20 protein-coding genes are annotated in these 20,683 nt (G+C 74.2%); 11 read left to right on the forward strand and 9 right to left on the reverse strand.

Going from position 1 to position 20,683, the window contains the following annotated elements:
* The first annotated feature begins 155 nt into the window (after positions 1 to 155).
* Both AC4IHM_RS05905 and AC4IHM_RS05910 read left to right on the forward strand, forming a co-directional pair.
* A complete protein-coding gene (locus AC4IHM_RS05905) occupies positions 156 to 407 on the forward strand; it encodes a hypothetical protein (protein ID WP_490866024.1) in 252 nt (83 codons plus the stop codon).
* 81 nt (positions 408 to 488) lie between these two features.
* Complete coding sequence (locus tag AC4IHM_RS05910) at positions 489 to 1,100, forward strand: TIGR04222 domain-containing membrane protein (protein WP_490866025.1); 612 nt, start codon at positions 489 to 491, stop codon at positions 1,098 to 1,100.
* Between the two features lie 27 nt (positions 1,101 to 1,127).
* Here AC4IHM_RS05910 and gcl read toward each other — a convergent pair whose 3' ends face one another.
* Positions 1,128 to 2,912: a glyoxylate carboligase gene (gene gcl / locus AC4IHM_RS05915; RefSeq protein ID WP_490866026.1), complete on the reverse strand. Its 1,785-nt coding sequence runs from the start codon at positions 2,910 to 2,912 to the stop codon at positions 1,128 to 1,130.
* Between the two features lie 102 nt (positions 2,913 to 3,014).
* Here gcl and AC4IHM_RS05920 point away from each other — a divergent pair, with 102 nt between their 5' ends.
* The gene (locus tag AC4IHM_RS05920; protein WP_490866027.1) at positions 3,015 to 3,701 is read left to right on the forward strand and encodes a hypothetical protein; all 687 of its coding nucleotides are present in this window, start codon (positions 3,015 to 3,017) and stop codon (positions 3,699 to 3,701) included.
* A gap of 68 nt (positions 3,702 to 3,769) precedes the next feature.
* Here the strand turns inward: AC4IHM_RS05920 and AC4IHM_RS05925 are convergent, their stop codons facing one another.
* Entirely contained in the window at positions 3,770 to 5,398 is a 1,629-nt protein-coding gene (locus AC4IHM_RS05925) for an AMP-binding protein (protein WP_490866028.1), read from the reverse strand.
* Positions 5,395 to 7,068: an AMP-binding protein gene (locus AC4IHM_RS05930; protein WP_490866029.1), complete on the reverse strand. Its 1,674-nt coding sequence runs from the start codon at positions 7,066 to 7,068 to the stop codon at positions 5,395 to 5,397. The genes AC4IHM_RS05925 and AC4IHM_RS05930 overlap by 4 nt, the downstream gene beginning before the upstream one ends.
* A 130-nt stretch (positions 7,069 to 7,198) precedes the next feature.
* On the opposite strand from AC4IHM_RS05930, the gene AC4IHM_RS05935 reads away from it, so the two are divergent.
* The 3 genes from AC4IHM_RS05935 to AC4IHM_RS05945 all read left to right on the forward strand — a co-directional run bounded on the left by AC4IHM_RS05935 (position 7,199) and on the right by AC4IHM_RS05945 (position 12,019).
* The gene (locus AC4IHM_RS05935; RefSeq protein ID WP_490866030.1) at positions 7,199 to 8,032 is read left to right on the forward strand and encodes a helix-turn-helix transcriptional regulator; all 834 of its coding nucleotides are present in this window, start codon (positions 7,199 to 7,201) and stop codon (positions 8,030 to 8,032) included.
* Positions 8,033 to 8,175: 143 nt separating this feature from the next.
* Positions 8,176 to 11,007 (forward strand): helix-turn-helix transcriptional regulator, encoded by a 2,832-nt coding sequence (locus tag AC4IHM_RS05940; protein WP_490866031.1) that lies wholly within the window; start codon positions 8,176 to 8,178, stop codon positions 11,005 to 11,007.
* Between the two features lie 223 nt (positions 11,008 to 11,230).
* Positions 11,231 to 12,019, forward strand: coding sequence for a S1 family peptidase (locus tag AC4IHM_RS05945; protein ID WP_490866032.1), 789 nt, complete (start codon positions 11,231 to 11,233; stop codon positions 12,017 to 12,019).
* Between the two features lie 104 nt (positions 12,020 to 12,123).
* Here the strand turns inward: AC4IHM_RS05945 and AC4IHM_RS05950 are convergent, their stop codons facing one another.
* From AC4IHM_RS05950 to AC4IHM_RS05970, 5 genes are all read right to left on the reverse strand, one after another.
* Positions 12,124 to 13,236 (reverse strand): winged helix DNA-binding domain-containing protein, encoded by a 1,113-nt coding sequence (locus tag AC4IHM_RS05950; protein ID WP_490866033.1) that lies wholly within the window; start codon positions 13,234 to 13,236, stop codon positions 12,124 to 12,126.
* A gap of 895 nt (positions 13,237 to 14,131) precedes the next feature.
* A complete protein-coding gene (locus AC4IHM_RS05955) occupies positions 14,132 to 14,716 on the reverse strand; it encodes a hypothetical protein (RefSeq protein WP_490866034.1) in 585 nt (194 codons plus the stop codon).
* A complete protein-coding gene (locus AC4IHM_RS05960; RefSeq protein ID WP_490866035.1) occupies positions 14,713 to 15,741 on the reverse strand; it encodes a DUF6286 domain-containing Asp23/Gls24 family envelope stress response protein in 1,029 nt (342 codons plus the stop codon). The genes AC4IHM_RS05955 and AC4IHM_RS05960 overlap by 4 nt, the downstream gene beginning before the upstream one ends.
* On the reverse strand, positions 15,738 to 15,923 hold the full coding sequence (locus tag AC4IHM_RS05965; protein ID WP_490866036.1) for a hypothetical protein: 186 nt from the start codon (positions 15,921 to 15,923) through the stop codon (positions 15,738 to 15,740). The genes AC4IHM_RS05960 and AC4IHM_RS05965 overlap by 4 nt, the downstream gene beginning before the upstream one ends.
* Positions 15,924 to 15,952: 29 nt before the next feature.
* Entirely contained in the window at positions 15,953 to 16,480 is a 528-nt protein-coding gene (locus tag AC4IHM_RS05970; RefSeq protein WP_490866037.1) for an Asp23/Gls24 family envelope stress response protein, read from the reverse strand.
* A 182-nt stretch (positions 16,481 to 16,662) separates the two neighbouring features.
* Here AC4IHM_RS05970 and AC4IHM_RS05975 point away from each other — a divergent pair, with 182 nt between their 5' ends.
* From AC4IHM_RS05975 to AC4IHM_RS05985, 3 genes are read left to right on the forward strand one after another with little or no spacing between them, the layout of a single operon-like run.
* Positions 16,663 to 17,205: an RNA polymerase sigma factor gene (locus AC4IHM_RS05975; RefSeq protein ID WP_490866038.1), complete on the forward strand. Its 543-nt coding sequence runs from the start codon at positions 16,663 to 16,665 to the stop codon at positions 17,203 to 17,205.
* Positions 17,196 to 17,822, forward strand: coding sequence for an Asp23/Gls24 family envelope stress response protein (locus AC4IHM_RS05980; RefSeq protein ID WP_490866039.1), 627 nt, complete (start codon positions 17,196 to 17,198; stop codon positions 17,820 to 17,822). The genes AC4IHM_RS05975 and AC4IHM_RS05980 overlap by 10 nt, the downstream gene beginning before the upstream one ends.
* The gene (locus AC4IHM_RS05985; protein ID WP_490866040.1) at positions 17,819 to 18,142 is read left to right on the forward strand and encodes an Asp23/Gls24 family envelope stress response protein; all 324 of its coding nucleotides are present in this window, start codon (positions 17,819 to 17,821) and stop codon (positions 18,140 to 18,142) included. Before AC4IHM_RS05980 ends, AC4IHM_RS05985 begins: the two co-directional genes overlap by 4 nt.
* A gap of 45 nt (positions 18,143 to 18,187) precedes the next feature.
* On the opposite strand, the gene AC4IHM_RS05990 is transcribed toward AC4IHM_RS05985, so the two are convergent.
* Positions 18,188 to 18,784: a GNAT family N-acetyltransferase gene (locus AC4IHM_RS05990; RefSeq protein ID WP_490866041.1), complete on the reverse strand. Its 597-nt coding sequence runs from the start codon at positions 18,782 to 18,784 to the stop codon at positions 18,188 to 18,190.
* A gap of 457 nt (positions 18,785 to 19,241) precedes the next feature.
* Between AC4IHM_RS05990 and AC4IHM_RS05995 the strand changes: the two genes are divergently transcribed.
* Both AC4IHM_RS05995 and AC4IHM_RS06000 read left to right on the forward strand, forming a co-directional pair.
* On the forward strand, positions 19,242 to 19,685 hold the full coding sequence (locus AC4IHM_RS05995) for an SRPBCC family protein (protein ID WP_490866042.1): 444 nt from the start codon (positions 19,242 to 19,244) through the stop codon (positions 19,683 to 19,685).
* A gap of 85 nt (positions 19,686 to 19,770) precedes the next feature.
* Positions 19,771 to 20,631, forward strand: a complete 861-nt coding sequence (locus AC4IHM_RS06000; protein ID WP_490866043.1) for an endonuclease/exonuclease/phosphatase family protein — start codon at positions 19,771 to 19,773, stop codon at positions 20,629 to 20,631.
* Positions 20,632 to 20,683: the final 52 nt, after the last annotated feature.

The following is a 20,683-nucleotide window of genomic DNA, read 5'->3' on the forward strand; positions in this document are numbered from 1 at the left end:
CGGTCCCCGGCCACCCCGAAGACTCCGTCCGGCGGCGCGAACGACCTGTCGCGCCCGGCCTCGCGCCGCCGGACGGACTCCATGTGAGGAATCCTCACCGCCCTGCGTGTGCGCGCCGGGGTGCGGATTCGGCCCGTCCGCAGCAGCCTGAAGTCATGGCATCTCCCGCGACACCTCCGCCCGGACTCCCGCACATCGTGGTCCACCCCCCGGCCCTCGACGGGTCCCGCCGGGTCACGTCAGGCGACGAGACGCTCGGCGTCGCCTCGCACGTCGACGACGTGACCGAACTGCTGCGGCGGGCCGATCTGTACGTGACCGACGTCGAGAAGAGCGGGCTGGTCGAGTGGGAGGGCGGCGGCCCGGACGACTGGCCTGGGCTGCACGAGCACCACGAGCACACCTGAGCACCGCGAGGACGGAACGCGCGTAAGTGTCCCCGGCAGCGGGAACAACCCGGGCAACACGGGGCACGCGGGGGTGGCGTCATGGGCGACGGCAGCACGATCCGGCTCGAACCGCACGAGGTGGCGCTGCTGCGCGGCGGCCCCCGCGCCGCAGTGACGGTCGCCGTCGTGGACCTGTATCTGCGGGGCGCCGTCGAGGCCGGCCCGCCGGGCACCGTACGGGCCCTGCCGGCGGAGCCGGGGACGGCGGGGATTCCGCTCCCGCCGCTCGCGGAGACGGTGTGGTGGGCTCTCGACAGGCCCCTGCCCGTACGAAGGCTGGCCCGGGACGCGGAGGTCCGCCTGGCGGTGGCCCTGATGCGGGCGCCCCTGGCGGAGGCCGGCCTCCTGCGCCGCCCGCTGCCCGGCCCGACCCGCGCCGCCCGCCGCCGGGTGCGCAGCCTGCGGCGACTGCACCCGCCGCCCACCGGCCGACGCGGTCTGACGGCCCACGACAGACTGCTCGCCGTCGCCCTGCACGACGAGGCCGCCCTGCGCGTCCTCCTCCCCCGCTTCGCGCTGCGGGCCGGGCTCGCCGCACGGGTGGAGGCGGGCGAAGAGGGATTCCCGGACCGGGCGCCACGCGACCGCGACGCCGGTCCGGGAGGCGGGATGGCGTACTACCGCGGCAGCGGGGGCGACGGCCCGGACTGAACGTCGGCCACGGCTCGGTGTTCCGCGTCAGACCTTCAGTGTCCGGATCGCGGTCGGGGCGTGCCCCGGCTCGGTCGCGATCTCCTCGAACTCCACCACGTCGCCGATGTCGTTGGTGCCGGACATGGAGATGTTGGTGACGCGCTCCAGGATCGCCTCGACCACGACCGGCACCCGGTGCTCCGCGGCGAGCTTCTTGGCCCGCTCGAAGGCCGCGCCCAGTTCGTTCGGGTCGGTCACCCGGATCGCCTTGCAGCCCAGGCCCTCGGCGACCTTGACGTGGTCGACGCCGTAGACGCCCAGCTCGGGCGAGTTGATGTTCTCGAACTCCAGCTTGACCTGGAAGTCGATGTCGAGGGCCCGCTGCGCCTGGCGGATCAGGCCCAGATAGGAGTTGTTGACCAGGACGTGGACGTAGGGGATCCGGTGCTGCGCGCCGACGGCCAGTTCCTCCATCATGAACTGGAAGTCGTAGTCGCCGGAGAGCGCCACGACCGGGGCCTCGGGGTCGGCCCTGGCCACGCCGAGGGCGGCCGGGACGGTCCAGCCGAGCGGGCCCGCCTGGCCGCAGTTGATCCAGTGCCGCGGACGGTAGACGTGCAGCATCTGGGCGCCGGCGATCTGGGAGAGGCCGATGGTGGAGACGTACCGGGTCTCCGGTCCGAAGGCCTTGTTCATCTCCTCGTAGACGCGCTGCGGCTTGATCGGGATGTCGTCGAAGTGCGTACGGCGCTGGAGAGCGGCCCTGCGCTCCTGCGCGGCGGCGGCCCAGGTGGAGCGGTCGGGGAGCCGGCCCGCGGCCTTCAGTTCCCGGGCCGCCTCGACGAAGAGTGACAGCGCGGCGCCGGCGTCGGAGGCGATGCCGTAGTCCGGGGCGAAGATCCTGCCGATCTGGGTCGGTTCAACGTCGACGTGCACGAAGGTGCGCCCGGCGGTGTAGACGTCGAGCCGGCCGGTGTGGCGGTTGGCCCAGCGGTTGCCGATGCCGAGGACGAAGTCGGACTCCAGGAAGGTCGCGTTGCCGTAGCGGTGCGAGGTCTGCAGGCCGACCATGCCGGCGTTCAGCTCGTGGTCGTCGGGCAGCAGGCCCCAGCCCATCAGGGTCGGCACGACCGGGGTGCCGGTCAGCTCGGCGAACTCCACGAGGAGATCGGCGGCGTCGGCGTTGACCACCCCGCCGCCGGCCACGATCAGCGGGCGCTCTGCGGCGTTGAGCATGCCGAGCGCCTTGTCGATCTGGGCGCGGGTCGCGGCGGGCCGGTAGACCGGGAGCGGCTCGTAGGTCTCCGGGTCGAACTCGATCTCCGTCGTCTGCACGTCGATCGGCAGGTCGATCAGGACCGGTCCCGGGCGCCCGGAGCGCATGAGGTGGAAGGCCTGCTGGACGACGCCGGGGACCTGCGCGGCCTCCAGGACGGTGACGGCCGTCTTGGTGACCGGGCCCGCGATGGAGGCGATGTCGACGGCCTGGAAGTCCTCCTTGTGGATCACGGCGGTGGGTGCCTGTCCGGTGATGCACAGGATCGGGACGGAGTCGCCGGTCGCCGAGTACAGGCCGGTGATCATGTCGGTGCCCGCCGGTCCCGAGGTGCCGACGCAGACGCCGATGTTGCCGGGACGGGCGCGGGTGTAGCCCTCGGCCATGTGCGAGGCGCCCTCGACATGGCGGGCGAGGGTGTGCCGGATGCCGCCGGCCGCCTTGAGCGCCGCGTAGAAGGGGTTGATCGCCGCGCCCGGCACACCGAACGCGTCGGTGACGCCCTCGCGCTTGAGAATCTCAACTGCCGCTCGGGCAGCGGTCATACGAGCCATCGAGTACTCCTGCTCCGGCCAGCAATTTCCGTATAGTGGAATTTGTTTTCTACGATCTGGAAGTAATGTAAGGGGGTGGCCAAGGGGCGTCAAGGGAGGACCATGGGGGCCATGTCCGAGACCATCTCGGTGTGCTGCACCGCCTGCGGGCGCCGGCACCGGTACACGGCACCGTCGTATCCCTGCGCGTGCGGGGCGCCCGTCGCCCCGGCGCTCGACCCGCGCGGGACCGCGACCGCGGTCACCCACCGGGCGTGGGACGAGGAGTGGATCGGCGTGCGCTGCGCGGTCTGCGGCAACGAGAGCCGGTGGCCGCGGCCGGAGCTGGGCTGCCCGTGCGGGACGGTGCTGTGCGTACCGGTGGACCGCGCGGCCACGGGCCGCTCAGGGCGCGCTCCCGGATCACGGGTACCGGCCCACCGCGCCGTCCCGATCCGCACCGCCCGCGACGCGGTCACCGCCGCCGTCCTGTATCTGCGCGGGCTGGGCCACCGTGACGTGCGCCGCGCCGATCAGCGTCCGCTGACCGGCATCGGACTGGCCGCGCCCGGCATCGTGGTCCAGGTGGACCCGACGGCGGACCCGGCCTCGGTGCGGGACGTGGAGTGCCTGTGGCTGACGGCCATGGCGGAGTCGGCGCGGTGCGTCCACTTCTCGGTCGCCGGGTACGCCGAGGACGCCCGCGCCCGCGCCGATCTGCTGGGCGTCCCGCTCTTCGTCCTCGGCCCGACGGGCGTGCCGCGCCCGGTCAACGCGTCGGCCGTGACGCTGGACGCCACGGCCGACTGAACGCACACACCGGCCCGGCTCTTGCGAGCGGTGCTCCCCGGGACCGGTCGGGGCACCGCCGTCGCGGGTCAGGCGCTGTAGCGCTCCCGCAGTTCGATCTTGCGGACCTTGCCCGAGACGGTCATCGGGAAGGAGTCGACGTTCTCCAGGCGGCTGGGGATCTTGTAGTGGGCCAGTTGGCCGTCGCAGTACGCCCGCAGTTCCTCCGGCGTGAGCGGGTCGGCCGTATCGCGTGGGACGACGCAGGCGAGGACCTCCTCGCCGTAGCGCTCGTGCGGTACGCCGACCACCTGGACGTCCGCGATCTTCGGATGGCCGTAGAGGAACTCCTCGACCTCCCGCGGGTAGATGTTCTCGCCGCCCCGGATGATCATGTCCTTGATGCGGCCGACGATCTCCACGTAGCCGTCCTCGCGCATCGTCGCGAGGTCCCCGGTGCGCATCCAGCGGGCCCGGTCGATCGCCTCGGCGGTCTTCTCGGGCTCCTCCCAGTAGCCGAGCATCACGCTGTAGCCGCGGGTGCGCAGTTCACCGGTGTCGCCGCGTGGCACGGTCACGCCGGTGACCGGGTCGACGACCTTGACCTCGAGGTGCGGCAGGACGCGGCCGACGGTGCCGGTGCGGTGTTCGAGGTCGTCGTCCATGCGGGTCTGCAGGGAGACCGGGGAGGTCTCGGTCATGCCGTAGCAGATGGAGACCTCCTCCATGTGCATCTCGGCGACCACCCGTTTCATGACCTCCACCGGGCAGGGCGAGCCCGCCATGATGCCGGTGCGCAGCGAGGTGAGGTCGTAGGAGGCGAAGTCGGGGAGGTTCAACTCCGCGATGAACATGGTCGGGACGCCGTACAGGGACGTGCACCGCTCCCGGCGCACCGCGTCCAGCGTCGCCCTCGGGTCGAAGGACGGGGCGGGGATGACCATGCAGGCGGCGTGCGAGGTGACGGCCAGGTTGCCCATGACCATGCCGAAGCAGTGGTAGAAGGGGACCGGCAGACACACCCGGTCCTGCTCCGTGTAGCCGACCGTACGGCCCACCCAGTAGCCGTTGTTGAGGATGTTGTGGTGGGAGAGGGTGGCGCCCTTCGGGAAGCCGGTCGTGCCGGAGGTGTACTGGATGTTCACCGGGTCGTCGCAGCTCAGCTCGGCGGCGATCAGATCCACCCGCTCCCGGGGGACCGAGGCCGCCCCCGCCGTCAGCGCGTCCCAGGACGGGTCGCCGATGTAGACCGTCTCGCGCAGCGCGGGGCACCTGCCGCGGACCTGCTCCACGATCGCCCGGTAGTCACTGCTCTTGTGGGCGAGGGAGGCGACCAGCACCGTGATGCCGGACTGCCGCAGCACGTACTCCAACTCATGCGCCCGGTAGGCCGGGTTGACGTTCACCATGATGACGCCGATGCGGGCGGTGGCGTACTGGACGAGGACCCACTCGGGGCAGTTGACCGCCCAGATGCCCACCCGGTCGCCCTTGGTGACGCCCTTCGCCAGCAGTCCGCGCGCCACCTCGTCGACGGCGGCGCCGAACTCGGCGTACGTCCAGCGCCGTCCGGAGGGCACATCGACCAGGGCCTCGCGGCCCGGGTGGGCGGCGATCGCGCGGTCGAGGTTGGCGCCGATGGTGTCGCCGAGGAGCGGGGTGGTGCTGGTGCCGTGGGCATACGAGGGCGGGGCCGGCCGCGCCGGTTGTGCGGTCACCGGAAGTCCTCCTCGCGGTACTCGTCGGCGGAACCGGCCGCGGTGGCCTCGCGCAGCTCGATGCGGCGGATCTTGCCGGAGACGGTCTTGGGCAGCTCGCCGAACTCCAGGCGGCGCAGGCGCTTGTAGGGGGCGAGCGTCTCGCGGGAGTGCTCGAAGAGCACCTTCGCCGTGTCCGGGCCCGGCTCCCAGCCCGCCGCCAGCACGATGTACGCCTTCGGTACGGCCAGCCGCAGTTCGTCGGGGGCCGGCACGACCGCCGCCTCGGCCACCGCCTCGTGCTCCAGCAGGACGCTCTCCAGCTCGAACGGGGAGATCTTGTAGTCGGAGGCCTTGAACACGTCGTCGGCGCGGCCCACGTAGGTGAGGTAGCCGTCCTCGTCGCGGGCGCCGATGTCGCCGGTGCGGTAGTAGCCGCCGGCCATCGCCTCGGCGGTGCGGTCGGGGTCGCCGTGGTAGCCGGTCATCAGGCCGACGGGGCGGTGCGACAGGTCCAGGGCGATCTCGCCCTCGTCGGCGCCGGGGGCGCCGGTGACCGGGTCGAGGAGTTCGACGCGGTAGCCGGGGCTGGGGCGGCCCATGGAGCCGGTCTTGAGGATCTGGCCGGGGCTGTTGGAGACCTGGACGGCGGTCTCGGTCTGGCCGAAGCCGTCCCGGACCCTCACGCCCCACAGGCGGCGCACCTGCTCGATCACCTCGGGGTTGAGCGGCTCACCGGCGGCGACGGCCTCGCGCGGCGGGGTGGCCAGCCGCGTCAGGTCGGCCTGGATGAGCATGCGCCACACGGTCGGCGGGGCGCAGAACGTGGTCACGCCGGCCCGGTCCATCTCGGCCATCAGCCGGGTCGCGTCGAACCGCTTGTAGTTGTGCAGGAAGACGGTCGCCTCGGCGTTCCACGGCGCGAACAGGTTCGACCAGGCGTGCTTGGCCCAGCCGGGCGAGGAGATGTTCAGATGGACGTCGCCGGGCTTCAGCCCGATCCAGTACATGGTCGCCAGGTGCCCGATCGGGTACGAGACGTGGGTGTGCTCGACCAGCTTGGGGCGGGCGGTCGTGCCCGAGGTGAAGTACAGCATCAGCGGGTCGTCGGCGGCGGTGGGGCCGTCCGGGGTGAAGACGTCGGAGGCGGCGTGCACGTCCTCGTACGCCAGCCAGCCGGGCGCGGTGGTGCCGCCGACCGCGATGCGCGTGTAGCGCCCGGGTACGTCGGCGAACTTGCCGGTGTCCTCGGCGCGGACGATCACGTGCCGCACCCGGCCGCGGTCGACGCGGTCGCGCAGGTCGGCGGGGCCGAGGAGCGGGGTGGCCGGGATGACGACCGCGCGGAGCTTCATCGCCGCGAGCGCCGTCTCCCAGAGTTCGGCCTGGTTGCCGAGCATGACGAGGATGCGGTCCTCGGGGCCGACGCCCCATGCTCGCAGCCGGTTCGCCACCCGGTCGGAGCGGGCGGACATCTCGGCGAAGGAGACCCGGACCTCGGACCCGTCCTCCTCGACGAGGTGCAGTGCGGTGCGCTCGTTGCCCTCGGCGATGACGTCGAACCAGTCCAGCGCCCAGTTGAAGTGCGCGGGGCGGGGCCAGGTGAAGCCCTCGTAGGCGGTGGTGTAGTCGTCGCGGTGTTCCAGCAGAAAGTCCCGTGCGCTGCGGAACAGCTCCGTGGCCGTCGTCATCCGTCCTCCTCTGTGCCGGACCTTGCCGGGCGGCTCTCATCCATCGTGTAATCCGTGATGCAGGTCTCACTACCCCCGAAAGGGGGTGTGCGTCCCGGGACGGGCGCGAGAGAGGGCGGAACGAGTGGTGATGGTGGACGGGGCCGATGTGGTGGAGATACGCAGCGCGCTGCTGCGGCTGCGGCGCGGGACCGGGCTGCCGGTCGCCTTCGGCGGGCTGGTGGAGTCCGGGCGGCGCCATGTGCGCATCAGTGAGCTGAGCGGCACGTCCACGGCGGCGCTCAGCGCCCTCGCGGTGACCTCGGGCAACGGCCTGGGCGGCAAGACGGTGGCGCTGTCGCGGCCGTGCGCGGTGACGGACTACTCGGTCTCCCGGCAGATCAGCCACGAGTACGACCTGCCCGTGGCCGCCGAGGGCCTGCGTTCGGTGGTGGCGGTGCCGGTGGTGGTACGGCGCCGGGTGCGCGGCGTGCTCTACGGCGCCCTGCGCACGGCCCAGCCGCTGGGCGACCGCACGCTGAGCGCGGCCGTGGAGGCGGCGCGGGACGTGGAGCAGGCGTTGCTGCTGCGCGAGGAGGCGGGTGAGCTGCTGGCGTCGGCCCGGCCCCGTCCGTCGCCCGTCCCGGCGGACGCCGCGGCCTGGGAGCAGGTGCGGGAGGCACACGCGGCGCTGCGGGCGCTGGCGCCCAGGATCGCGGACCCCGCGCTGCGGGAGGAGTTGCTGTGCGCGTGCGGACTGCTGGCGGCGCGCGGCGGCCCCGGCCAGGGACCCCGGCTGGCTCCGCGCGAGGTGGACGTGCTGGCCTGCGTGGCCGCGGGCGCGACGAACGGGGCCGCCGCCGAGCGGCTCGGGGTGGGCGCGGAGACCGTCAAGAGCTATCTGCGCTCGGCCATGCGCAAGCTCGGCGCCCGCACCCGCGGCGAGGCGGTCGCGGCGGCCCGCCGGACGGGGTGGCTGCCGTAGCCCGCGCCGGATCCGGTGATTTTCCGGAGGACTTTGTATTCGGCGCCGTCCTTTTGTTATTTCCCTCACTTCGGCGTACCTCCGTTATTCAATGGGCCGTTGCCTAATATTGGCCGGGACACGACATCGGAGGGGAGCGGTCCGTGCGACGGGACTTCGCGGAGTCTGCCGGGTGCCGCTCCGACCTGGTCATCGGGCGGGAGGAGTCGTTCCGGGCGGCGCGTGAGCAGCTCACCAGGGGCGGGAGTGTGCTGCTGCACGGGCCCGCCGGAATTGGAAAGTCGACCGTCCTGCGGACGCTCGCCGCGGAATACGCCCCCACGGCGCACACCGTGTTGCGCTGCTCGGCCACCGAGTCCGAATCGCATCTTCCGTTCCTCGCCCTGGCCGACCTGATGGGCCTGGTCGTGGACGAGGTGTCGCAGGCGCTGCCCGCCGCCCAGCGCACCGCGCTGGAGTCGGCGCTCACCGGCCGCGGCGAGTCCACGCTCCAGCGCGACGGGCTGGCGCTGCGCCTGGCCGTGCTGTCCGCCCTGCGCGCCCTCGCCGCCCGGGGGCCCGTGCTCGTCGTCGCCGACGACCTCCAGTGGCTCGATCCGGCCAGCGCCGAACTCCTCGGCTTCGCCGCCCGCCGGCTGGGCGACATCCCGGTACGGCTGCTGTGCGCGGTGCGGACCGACGGGCCGGAAACGGAGGGCGCTCGATACGACCGTCATCTACGCGCGTCCCCTCCCGACACCCGCGCGATCCGCCTCGGCCCGCTGACCCGTGCCCAGGTGTCGACGCTGCTCGACGAACGCGGCTACCCGGGCCTGTCCCGGGCCACGGTCCGCGACATCCACCGCACCAGCGGCGGCAATCCGCTGTTCGCCCTGGAGCTGGGCCGGGCCCTGGCCGAGAGCCCCGCCGCACCGCGGCCGGGCGAGCCGCTGCCGGTGCCGACCTCGTTGCGCGCCCTGGTCCTGTCCCGTCTGGAGATGCTGTCGGACGAGGCGCGCCGCACCCTCCTGGTGGCCAGCGCGGGCGCCCGCCCCACCCCGGCCCTGCTGCACGCGGCCGGCCGGGAGAACGCCGAGGCGCAGACCGCCCAGGCGGCCCGGCTGGGGCTGCTGGCGACCGACCCGGAGGGCCCGACCGTTCGGTTCGCGCATCCGCTGATCTCGGCCGCGCTGTACGCCGAGGCCCCCGCGCCGGAGCGGCGGGCCGCGCACGCCGCGCTGTCCACGGCGGCCTCCGACCCGATCGAACGCGCCCGGCACCTGGCCCTGGCGACCACCGGCACCGACCCGCGGGTGGCGGCCCGGCTGGCGGAGGCCGCCGCGCTGGCCCGGGACCGCGGCGCCCCGTCGGTGGCCGCCTCGCTCGGGCTGCTCGCCGCCCGGCACACCCCCGCCGACAGCGCGCCCGGTCCCGACGAGCGCCGGCTGACGGCCGCCGAGGACGCGATCACCGCGGGTGAGCCCGACCTCGCCCGGGACATCGCCCACGAGGTGCTGACCCGGGCCACCGCGCCCGGCGAGCGGGTACGGGCCTGGATGGTGGTGATCGAGGCGGCCGGGCAGGCCATCGGCGAGGTCGACGCCGTCTTCCCGCAGGCCCTGGCCGACGCCGGGGAAGACCCCCGGCTGCTCGCCCTGGTCCACTATCAGCTGGCCTGGCGCGGCCTGGTGGTGCAGGGCGACTTCGCGCAGGGCCGGGAGGAGGCCGCGCACGCGGCCCGGCTGGCGGCACGGGCCGGGGACCGGCGCAGCGAGCTGCTCGCGCTCGCCTTCCAGGCGCAGGCGGAGACCCTGATGGGGCATCCGGACGCCCCGGCGACCATCCGGCGGGCGCTGGAGGAGCCGCAGGACCCGCGGGTGGCGTGCCATCACAACGGGGCCGGCTCGTCCCGGTTCCGGTGGCTGGTGATGAGCGACCGGCTGGCCGAGGCGCGGACCGCCGTCACCGGGCTGCTGCGCGAGGTGCGCCGGCGCGGCATGGCCGAGAGCGAGGTGCACTATCTGCGTTTCCTCGCCGAGACCGAGCTGCACTCCGGGCACTGCGGCCGGGCCCTTGAGCTGTCCCGGGAGAGCCTGACCCTGGCGCGCGACGCGGGCCTCGGCGAGGGCGCGGGCGCGATGCAGGCCGCGCTCGCCGAGGCCGCGGGCGGTGACCGGCGGCGGGCGCTGGAGCTGGCGCGGGAGGCGGTGCGGCGGGCCGAGGGGGACGGCGACGCCGTGTACCTGTCGCGGGCGCTGGCCGCGCTCGGCCACGCGAGCCTGGTGTCGGGCGACGCGGAGGCGGCCGTGCGGGCGCTGCGCCGGGTGCGGGAGCTGGAGGCCGGGGCGGGCATCACCGATCCGGCGCGCGGCAGGTGGCAGGGCGACCTCGCGGAGGCGCTGGTGCGGGTCGGCGAGCCGGCCGAGGCCCAGGACGTGATCGAGGCGACCCGCGCGCACGCGTTGCGGCTCGGGCGCGAGAGCGTGCTCGCGGTGCTGGACCGGGCCGAGGCCCAGATGCGGGCGGCGCGCGGTGAACACCGGTCGGCCGTCGCCCGGTTGACGTCGGCGCGGGAGCGGCTCGCCGGGCTGGGCTACGGCCTGGAGGAGGCGCGGACGGCCTTCGCGCTGGCCACGCTGCACGCCGGCCGCCCGGGGCGGGCGCCGGGGGCGGCGTCGTACGACGAGGCGGCGCGGCTGTTCCGGCGCTGCCGGGCGCTGCCCTGGCTGCGGCAGGTGGAGGCGGCGGTGGCGGCGCAGGCGGCCGGGCCGCCACCGGCACCGGCGGCCGTGCCGGACGTGCTGGCGGGGCTCGCCTCGATGGAGCGTCAGGTGGCGGCGCTCGTCATGGAGGGCGCGACCAACCGGGAGATCGCCGCCCGGCTGTTCGTCAGCGTCAAGACGGTCGAGGCGACGTTGACTCGTGTCTACCGCAAACTCGGGATCCGCTCCCGGGTCGACATCGTCCGGCTGGCGGCGGGCGGGCGCGGCGAGTGAGGCGGGGCGGATCCACCGGCCGGGCGCGGCAGGGGTTTGCCGGTGCGGGACCGAGGGTTATCCCTGCCCGACTCCCCTAGGGGGTTCCCTCATTGGGCGGTCCGTGGCGCCGGTTCTAGCGTGAGCACGTGCCGCTCGCACGGGCATACGGGGGTCTGTCCCGAGACCCCCGTGTACCCCCCACGCCCGTGCGCCCCCCACCGGCAACCTCTTGAGGAGGCTCATGTTCGGGCTCAACCGCGCCAGGTCGGCCGTCGTCGCGCTGGCCGCCGCCGGCGCCGCCGCGACCGCGCTGCTTGCCGCTCCCTCCGCCGTGGCCGCGCCGCAGCCGATCGTCGGCGGTTCGACCACCACGGCGAGCGCGTATCCGTTCGTCATGCAGATCACGGACGCCTCGCAGAACCAGTTCTGCGGCGGCACCCTGGTCTCCCCCACCAAGGTCGTCACGGCCGCGCACTGCATGGCCGGCGAGAGCGCCGGCAGTGTGCGCGTGGTCGGCGGGCGCACCTATCTCAACGGCACCGACGGCACGGTCGCGCAGGTCAGCCGGATCTGGGTGAACCCCGGCTACTCCAACGTCACCTACGGCGCCGACGTGGCCGTCCTGACCCTGTCGACGCCGATGCCGTACACGCCCGCCCCGTACGTCTCCGCCTCGGACTCCTCCGTCTACGCGGCCGGCGCCACCGCCCGCGTCCTCGGCTGGGGCACCACCCGGGAGGGCGGCAGCTCCTCCAACCAGCTGCGGACCGCGACCGTGCCGGTCGTCTCGGACACGAGCTGCCGCGGCTCCTACGGCTCCGACTTCGTCGCGAGCGACATGGTGTGCGCCGGATACACCTCCGGCGGTGTGGACGCCTGCCAGGGCGACAGCGGCGGTCCCCTGCTCATCGGGGGCGTCCTGGCAGGGATCACTTCCTGGGGCGAGGGCTGCGCCCGAGCCGGTTATCCCGGGGTCTACTCCCGGCTGACCGCGTTCTCGGACCTGGTGACCGCGCAGGTCTCCTCGTAGCCCCGCCCCAGCGGCTCTCCTGATCTCCTGAGTACCACTCAGGTGCAAGACCAGGGGGCGTTGCGAGCCTCCACGAGCGGCCCGCAACGCCCCCTCTCCATGGGTCAGCCGCGTACCGTCCCGAAGCGGACGGCGTACGCGGCCCCGGCGTGCATCGTCCTGAGCATCCGCTCTCCCTCGGCCACGACCTCGTCCCGCCGCCGCTCGGTGAGGAGGTCGAAGGGCTCTACGACGAGGGTGTCGTCCAGGAGCTTCCACAGGCCGGCCGCGAACCCGTCCACGAGCAGCACGCGGTGGGCGACGTTCTTCGTCCAGGTGCGGCCCTTGTGCTCGGGCGGTACGACGCGGGTGCGGTCGGCGTGCGAGAGGAGCACGTTGTCGAACTCGGGCAGGAAGCGCGGCGGGGCCGGGGTGTCCGGGTCGGGGCGCGGGGCGTCGGGGAGGTCGAAGAGTTCGGTGCCGCCCGGGTCCCGGAAGGTGAGGAGGCGGGGGCGCAGCCGCTCGAAGGCGTCCCGGAGTCTGGTCAGCCCCGCCCAGGTCTGCATGTCCTTCACGGAGGCGGGTCCGAAGGCGGCGAGGTAGCGCAGCACGGTGTCGTCCGGGGCCGGGGCCGGGGCCGCGGGCGCGGGGCGTCCGAGCCAGTGCTCGGCGGTGGTGAGCGTGACCTGGCCGCTGCGTCCCCACAGTCCGCGCGGGGTCACCTGGACGAGCGGGAGCAGGCAAAGGGCGGCGACGGACAGGGCCTGCGGGTCGGCGTCGGGCCACTGGGCGAGCAGGGCCTCGCGCAACTGCCGCATGGTACGCGGCTCTTCCTCGACCAGTTCGCGGGCGAGGACAGTGAGCCGGTCGAGGTCGACGCCCGCCAGGCCCTTGCGGAAGGTGCCCAACTCCCGGTCCCGGGCGGGCTGTACCAGCGGACGCAGGGTCAGGCAGTCGTCGGCGGTGTGGGTGTGGATGGTCGAGCGCATGGTGACGAGGCGGGCGACCCGGCGGTCGGCCATCGGCGCGGACAGGTCCTCGGGCGCGAAGCCTTCGAGCCGGGCGGCGAGCGCGTAGTACGGGGGTCTCACATTCTGGGCCTGCAACCCGACCAGGTGCGCGACGGCGTCCTCGGCGGACATCGACGCACGGCTCAGCAACAACTGCCGGGCGAGGGTGGCGCGGTTGAGGGCGCGGGTGCCGAGCACGGGGGCCGTCGTGGCTGCCTTGGTCGTCATGCGGTGCACGGTAGCGGTGCATGCGGACGGATTCTGTCCGCAATCGTCCTGGCGGGGAGGTGTTCCGGGTATCGGGCCATTGAGCGCGCCGACGCGGACGTGGGTCTCCGGCGGGTGCGCTAGCAGTGCTCGCGGACCGTCCCGGGCCGGGCGTATTCCGGGGGCCGGTCAACGCGCGCGGCGGGACCGTACGCCGAGAGCGACGCGGGGCTCCAGCCGTGCGCGGAGGGAATCCGACCGGAGGCGGTCCCGGTGGGCGGTCATCGCGCGCGGCGTTCGCGGCGGGAGCGCAGGCCCATGCGGACACGGGTTTCCAGCGAGCAGCGGGCACCGTAGCGGTGCACGCGGACGGGACCTGACCGCAGGCCATCCCGGCCCGACACGCTCCGAGGACCCGGTCACCGCACGCGGCGGGAGTAGGTCTCCGGCGGGTGCGGCAGCGGTGCTCGCGGACCGTCCCGGGCCGGGCGTATTCCGGGGGCCGGTCAACGCGCGCGGCGGGACCGTACGCCGAGAGCGACGCGGGGCTCCAGCCGTGCGCGGAGGGAATCCGACCGGAGGCGGTCCCGGTGGGCGGTCATCGCGCGCGGCGTTCGCGGCGGGAGCGCAGGCCCATGCGGACACGGGTTTCCAGCGAGCAGCGGGCACCGTAGCGGTGCACGCGGACGGGACCTGACCGCAGGCCATCCCGGCCCGACACGCTCCGAGGACCCGGTCACCGCACGCGGCGGGAGTAGGTCTCCGGCGGGTGCGGCAGCGGTGCTCGCGGACCGTCCCGGGCCGGACGCATTCCGGGGGCCCGGTCAACGCGCGCGGCGGGACCGTACGCCGAGAGCGACGCGGGGCTCCAGCCGTGCGCGGAGGGAATCCGACCGGAGGCGGTCCCGGTGGGCGGTCATCGCGCGCGGCGTTCGCGACGGGAGCGCAGGCCCATGCGGACACGGGTTTCCAGGGGGTGCGGGGCCAGTGAGTGGCGGGCCTCGTCGAAGGCTCCGTGGGTGAGGCGGTCCAGGACCGGGCCGGGTTCGGCGCCGGGTTCCAGTACCAGTCGGACGCGGGCCCGCGACCGCTTCCGGCGGACGGTCAGCCGGACGTGGGCGCGTGCGACGCCGGGTGTGGCTCCGGCCCGCCGGGCGACGATGTCGGCCAGCGCGCGGGAGCGCAGGGTGAGGGACTGGCCGGCCAGCGGCAGCCGACGGCGTCCGCCGGAGCGCGGCTGGGCGAGCGCCCAGGCGAGGCAGAGCAGCAGGGCGCAGACCGCGGCGGCCACGACGGCGGGGGTCCACCACTCGTGGCCGCGCAGTTCGGCGAGGCCGGGGCGGTCGAGGAGCACCGCGTCGGAGTCCGGGGCGGGCCACCCTCCGGGCAGCCACTCGGCGACGGGACGGCCACCGCTGACAAGCCATCCACCGCCGCCCAGCAGAAGCATCCCGGTCAGCGCGAGCAGCGTCCGGTTGACCGTGGCACGCAACGGTTTCACGAGGCGGTCTCCTTCGGGGCGTCGAGACCCGCGGGCGGTTGCCGGCCGGCCGGGAGGTCCGCTTCGCCCGGGTCGTCCGCGGCCGGCGGTCCGGGTGGGCGCCAGTGGGGTTCGGTGCGCAGGGTGATGCGGGCTTTCGGGGTGCGGGTGAGGTCGAGGGCGGCGAGGGCGGACTCGGTCGTGGCGTGGAGGGCGGCGCGGGCCGTGCTCCGGTCGCCGAACCCGAGGCGGGCCCGCAGCCGTACGCGCCGCCTGCCGAAACGCACCCGGACGGCCGTCACACCGGGTACGGCAGCGGCGGCGTCCCGGAGCAGCTCGGCCGCGGCCGAGCGTTCCAGCACCGCCCGCTGCCGGCGCTGACCGGGCACCGGCGCCATCGGGAGCACGCTCCGCAGACCGGGGGTGAACGCCAGCCACATCAGCCAGACGCCCAGGACGGCGGCGACGGCACCGCCCGCGACGACCGGGGCGTCGCCGGGGCCGTGCGTGGCCAGCCAGTCGACCGTCCCGGTGCGCCAGGCTGCCGGACGCCGGCCGCCGAGGTGGACGGACAGGACCTCGTACAGGAGGACGGCGCACGCCGCCGCCACCGTCAGCGCGACCAGTACGGCCGGCACCCCGCGCGCCGACCAGGGCCGCCGGGAGGGACCGGCCGGCGGTTCCCGGCCGGCCGGGGGCGGCGGCGGGGCCGCCAGGTCCGCGGTCAACGACTGGACGCGGACGGTCGCGGTCCGCACGGAGAGCCCGCTCAGCTCGGCGACCCGCCGCGCCATCCGCCCCCTGACCCGCTCCCCCGCGTCACCGAGCACCGCCGGGTACGGCAGCCGCACGTCGACGCGCACGTCCGCCCGGCTGCCGTGCACCGTCGCCGCGCCCTGCACGGCGTGCGCGTGGCGCCCGGCGAGGTCGGCCTCGGTCGCGGCGCGTTCCGCGATCCGGCGCACGGCCCGGTCGGCGACGACGGTCCTGCCCCGGTCGGCCGGCGCCGTACCGTCGCGGCTGCCGGGCTCCGGCATCCCGGTCATCGTGGCCTCCGGTCCCGGGGGGTCAGGAACTCGCGCCAGTCCGTGCCGTCGTCCATCAGACGCCCCAGGATCCCGCCGACCGCGCCCAGCGCGGCCACCAGCAGGAACGCCCCGAATCCGCCGAACCAGCCGGCGAAGGCCAGGGCCATGCCCACCAGCATGCCGATCACCGATCTGCTCATCAGACACCTCCGCCGCAGGAAACCACTCGTCACTGCACGCGCGTTTCCACCGGGCGCTCCGGGTCCTCGTCGTCCGGCAGGTGGACGTCGTTGACGGTGATGTTGACCTCGACGACCTCCAGGCCGGAGATGCGCTCGACGGCGTCGATCACGTTCTCCCGCACGTCCCGGGCGAGGTCGGCGATGGGTACGCCGTACTCGACGACCAGGTCCACGTCGATCGCGGTCTGCCGCTCGCCGACCTCGACCTTCACGCCGCGGCCCACGTTGGGCCGGCCGCCGGGCACCCGGTCGCGGACGGCGCCGATGGTGCGGGACAGGCCGCCGCCCATGTCGTACACGCCGGGGATCTCCCGTGCCGCGGTGCCCGCGATCTTGACGACCACCACATCGGCGATGGAGGTGCGTCCCCGGGTGCCGGCCGGTTCACCGGCCCCGGTGGCGCCGCCGCTCACGGTGGTCGCGCCGTCCTGCGTGCTCCGGGGGGCGCCGCCCGCCGCGCCGGTCGGCCCGTGCTTCTCGATGGTGGCTGCCTGGGGTGTGGTAGTCGTCGTCATGCTGTCCTCCGTCGGCCGTAATCGGTTGTGTTCGCTGCTTGTTGGACACCCGGGACCGGTGCGGCGTTACGCGGACGGGCGGCTTTTTCTTTTTCCGGTTCCGCCCGTAACACCGCGCGTGGTCGGCGTGTCCAACAAGGGAACCCCTGCGGGGACTGTGGGAACGACGGAAGGGAGCGCCCGTGCCGGGCGACGACGGACTGCTCGCGGTGCGGGCCGCCGAGGGCGACGAGGACGCCTTCGAGGCGCTCGTACGCCGGCACGCACCCGGCCTGCTGCGGCTCGCCGCGCGCATGCTGGGGAGCCCGTCCGACGCGGAGGACGCCGTGCAGGACGCGTTCGTCGGCGCCTGGCGCAGGCTCCCGGAGTTCCGCGGCCAGTCGGCGTTCGCGACCTGGATGCACCGCATCGTCGTCAACCGGTGCCTGAACATGCTGCGCGCCCGCCGTCCGGTGACGGACCTCGACAGCGTGCCCGAGCCCGTCGCACCCGACCACGCGGCCTCCCCCTCCCGGGCCGCCGAGTCGCACGCCGCCGCGGCGGCCCTGGGCCGGTCGCTGTCCACGCTCTCCGCCGAGCAGCGGGTCTGCTGGGTGCTGAGAGAGCTGGAGGGCCTGCCCTACGAGACGATCGCGGAGACGGTCGGGATCAGCCAACAGGCTGCCCGCGGCAGGGTGTTCCGCGCACGACGCTGCCTGACGGAGGCGATGACCGCATGGCGATGAATCCCGGCTCGGCGGACGACACCGCCGACGACGAGCGGTTGGCCTGCGGACGGATGCTGTCCGAGGTGTGGCGGGCCCGGGAGGAGGACGCCGGCGACCCGCACCTGCGCGCCTGCCCGTACTGCGCGGCGGCCGTGGGCCAGTTGGACCTGCTCGGCGCGGCGGTGCACGCGGCGCGGGGAGAGCGGGAGCCGGACTGGGACGCGGCGGCGCTGACCGAGCGGGTCATGGAGGTGGTCCGGCTGGAGCTGCGACCGGGGCGGCCGTTGCCGCTGGGGGAACGGGACGAGGATCTGTGGGTGCGCGAGGCGATGGCCGCCAAGTCGCTGCGGGCCGCCGCCGAGACCGTCCCCGGCGTGCGTGCGGGATCCTGCCGGATCCGGCCCGCGAAGGCCGCCGACGGCGGTCCCTCGCGCGGTCCGGTACGGGTGCGGCTCGAGGTCGTCGTACCGCTCGCGCCCGGACTCCACCAGCTCGCGGAGGAGATCCGCCGGCGGGTGCGGGGGGCCGCGGACGAGGCACTGGGGATGCCGGTGGAGGGCGTGGACGTACGGATCACCGATGTGACGGAGCCGGCCGGAGCGGACGCGGACGTGGCCGAGGGAGACCGGCGATGACCGCCGCCACGGGCCGTGACGCCCTCGCCGACACCGTCGCGCGGGTCACCGCCGAGGTGCCCGGCGTCGCCTTCCTGCGGCCGGGGGTCGCGGACCTGTTCCGCGGCTCCGCCCGCACCGGCCCACCCCGGACGCCCGCGGGGGTACGGGTGACCCGGGCCTCCGGGGCGGCGCCGTGGGAGGTGGACGTCCGCATCGTCGTGCGCCGCGACCACCGCGCCCTGACCGTCGCCCGCGCCGTGCACGAGTCGGTGACCACCGCCCTGACGGGACCGGCGCCGGGCGCGCGGGTGACGGTGACCGTCACCAACACGGTGTGAGCCGAACGTGGCTCGTGTGCGACGGCGTCATGAGCGAGGCCGCCGTCAAGCGTCTCCTGGACCGCGCCCTCGGGTCGTTGACGACCACCGCTGTTCCCACTCGGTCCGGATGAGTCCGTACTCGACCTCACCGTGTTCGGAGCCCTCGATCGCCTCCGGCCAGTCCCCGGTGAAGTCCCGGACGAAGGACAGGCCCGACTTCTCCATGACGCGGCGGGAACGGGTGTTGACGGTCATCGTGTTCGCCGTGATCCGCTCGACCTCCAGGTCCGTGAACCCCTTGTGGATCAGGGCCCGGGAACCCTCGGTGGCGAGGCCGAGCCCCCATGCCGCCCGGTTCAACCGGTAGCCGAGTTCGACCACGGCGGGGCTGTGCTCGTCCAGCGGCCGGAACTCGAACCAACCCAGAAAGGTGCCGGTGGACTTCTCCCGCGCGGCCCAGTAACCGCGGGTCTTCCAGCACGGGTAGTCGTGCATCAGCCGCGGCAGGACCCTCGTCTCGATCGCCTCGCGGCCGGTGGGGCGGCCTCCGTTGACGAAGCGCATGACCTCGGGGTCGTTGTCCAGGGCGAGCAGGTGGTTGGTGTCGGCCGTCGTGACCGCGCGCAGGACGAGCCGGTCGGTTTCCAGGAATTTGGACATGCCGGGATCTTCACCACGGGCCGGCCGGACCCGCCAACGGTTTTCCGGCCGACGGATGTCGATGGTGTTCATGCCGCGCGGTCGCCGGATCGCTCGATATCGATGTGCCTGTCGTCGCCTTCGGCTCAGATGTGGCGGCCGGCATCCGCTTCGCGTCCTCCCGGAGCCGATCCACCGGCCAGGGGTATCTCGCCGTCTTCCGGGACGACTTGATACGGCCGTGCTGTGACCGATTCCTTGGTCCGGAAAGGGTGCCGGACGGACGGGCGGCTCCCCGCCGGTCGCCGGGGCCCGGTGGAGCCGGACGTGTGCGTGGGGTCGTCGTCCTCGGGGTCCCTCACCGTCACGTGCGGGTCGGCTGAGCAGAACCGGCGGACGCCTCGGACTCGCGTTCGATCTGCCGTGACGGCCCCGTGGCCTGCTCCGTGGGACCGGCCCGGTTGCCTACGATCGTCGCGTGGCCACCTTCTCGCTCGAACGCACCGCCCCGCTCCCCCTGGACGAGGCGTGGCGCCGGCTCACCGCATGGCAGCGCCACGGTGACTCCGTGCCGCTGACCCGGGTGACCGTCACCACGCCGGGGCCCACGCGGCAGGGCACGGTGGTCGTGGCCCGTACGGGAGCCGGCCCGCTCTCCTTCACCGACCCGATGGAGGTGACCGTCTGGCGGCCACCGCTGGAGGACGGCACCCCCGGTCTGTGCCGGCTGGACAAGCGCGGCCGGCTGGTGAGGGGCTGGGCCGAGATCGAGGTCCACCCGGGCCCCGGCGGCCGGACCCGTGTGGTGTGGCGCGAGGAACTCGGGGTCCGCCTCCTGCCGTCCGTGTTCGACGGTGTCCTCGCCCGCGCGGGGCGCCATGTCTTCGGCCGCGCGGTCAACCGGCTGCTGCGGCAACCGTGAACCGCCGGTTGCGTACGGGGCAACGGTCGCGGTCGGGGCCGCGCCGCACGGCACGCCGCGGCCGTTTCCCGCGTACCGTGCCGGCATGTCTTTCGGAGCGCGTACCTTCATCCGACTGTCCGTGAGCGGCGCCCTGTTGGCCGTGGCCGTGGCGGCGCCGCCCGCTCTCGCCGGGCCGGGGCACCCGGTCCCGCTGCGTATCGCCACGTACAACATCCACGCGGGGACGGGATCGGACGGCGTCTTCGATCTCGACCGGCAGGCGGCGGCGCTGCGCGCCCTCGACGCCGATGTGATCGGCCTCCAGGAGGTCGACGTGCACTGGGACGCACGCAGTCAGGGACTCGACGTGGCCGGGGAGTTGGCGCGGCGGCTCGGCATGCGGGTGTCGTTCGCGCCGATCTACAGCCTCGACCCGGTGGAGGCCGGGGGCCCGCGGCGCGAGTACGGCGTGGCGGTGCTGTCCCGCTTCCCGATCCGTTCCGCGGCGAACCACGAGATCACACGCCTGTCCACGCAGGACGAGAACCCGGTCCCGGCCCCCGCGCCCGGGTTCGGCGAGGTGACACTCGATGTCCGCGGAGTGCCGGTGCAGGTGTTCGTGACCCACCTCGACTACCGGGCCGACCCGGCGGTCCGGGCGGCGCAGGTCGCCGACACACGGCGCATCATGACCGCGGAGCGGGCAACCCGGCCCGGTGCGCGGCAGTTGCTGCTCGGCGACTTCAACGCCGAGCCCACGGCACCCGAACTCCGGCCCCTGTGGTCCGACTTGCGCGACACCGGCCCGGCCACCGGCGGCACCTATCCGGCCGAGGCCCCCGTGAACCGGATCGACTACGTGACGGCGGGCAAAGGCATACGCGTACACGGCGCCCAAGTCCCCAACGAGCCCCTGGCCTCGGACCACCGCCCCGTGGTCGCGAACGTGACCCTGACCCGATAGCGCGGGTGCCGGGCCACGGGGAGAAGTGGCGGGAGGGCACGAGACGCGGACG

Source organism: Streptomyces sp. SL06, assembly GCF_058244745.1.

Bases quoted from the DNA above. Each gene is read 5' to 3' on its own strand.
- AC4IHM_RS05980 (WP_490866039.1), top strand. From the start codon at position 17,196: ATGGCGATGAATCCCGGCTCGGCGGACGACACCGCCGACGACGAGCGG.
- AC4IHM_RS05950 (WP_490866033.1), bottom strand. From the start codon at position 13,236: ATGACGACCAAGGCAGCCACGACGGCCCCCGTGCTCGGCACCCGCGCC.
- gcl (WP_490866026.1), bottom strand. From the start codon at position 2,912: ATGGCTCGTATGACCGCTGCCCGAGCGGCAGTTGAGATTCTCAAGCGC.
- AC4IHM_RS05965 (WP_490866036.1), bottom strand. From the start codon at position 15,923: ATGAGCAGATCGGTGATCGGCATGCTGGTGGGCATGGCCCTGGCCTTC.
- AC4IHM_RS05935 (WP_490866030.1), top strand. From the start codon at position 7,199: ATGGTGGACGGGGCCGATGTGGTGGAGATACGCAGCGCGCTGCTGCGG.
- AC4IHM_RS06000 (WP_490866043.1), top strand. From the start codon at position 19,771: ATGTCTTTCGGAGCGCGTACCTTCATCCGACTGTCCGTGAGCGGCGCC.
- AC4IHM_RS05945 (WP_490866032.1), top strand. From the start codon at position 11,231: ATGTTCGGGCTCAACCGCGCCAGGTCGGCCGTCGTCGCGCTGGCCGCC.
- AC4IHM_RS05905 (WP_490866024.1), top strand. From the start codon at position 156: ATGGCATCTCCCGCGACACCTCCGCCCGGACTCCCGCACATCGTGGTC.
- AC4IHM_RS05910 (WP_490866025.1), top strand. From the start codon at position 489: ATGGGCGACGGCAGCACGATCCGGCTCGAACCGCACGAGGTGGCGCTG.
- AC4IHM_RS05920 (WP_490866027.1), top strand. From the start codon at position 3,015: ATGGGGGCCATGTCCGAGACCATCTCGGTGTGCTGCACCGCCTGCGGG.
- AC4IHM_RS05985 (WP_490866040.1), top strand. From the start codon at position 17,819: ATGACCGCCGCCACGGGCCGTGACGCCCTCGCCGACACCGTCGCGCGG.
- AC4IHM_RS05970 (WP_490866037.1), bottom strand. From the start codon at position 16,480: ATGACGACGACTACCACACCCCAGGCAGCCACCATCGAGAAGCACGGG.
- AC4IHM_RS05960 (WP_490866035.1), bottom strand. From the start codon at position 15,741: ATGACCGGGATGCCGGAGCCCGGCAGCCGCGACGGTACGGCGCCGGCC.
- AC4IHM_RS05930 (WP_490866029.1), bottom strand. From the start codon at position 7,068: ATGACGACGGCCACGGAGCTGTTCCGCAGCGCACGGGACTTTCTGCTG.
- AC4IHM_RS05990 (WP_490866041.1), bottom strand. From the start codon at position 18,784: ATGTCCAAATTCCTGGAAACCGACCGGCTCGTCCTGCGCGCGGTCACG.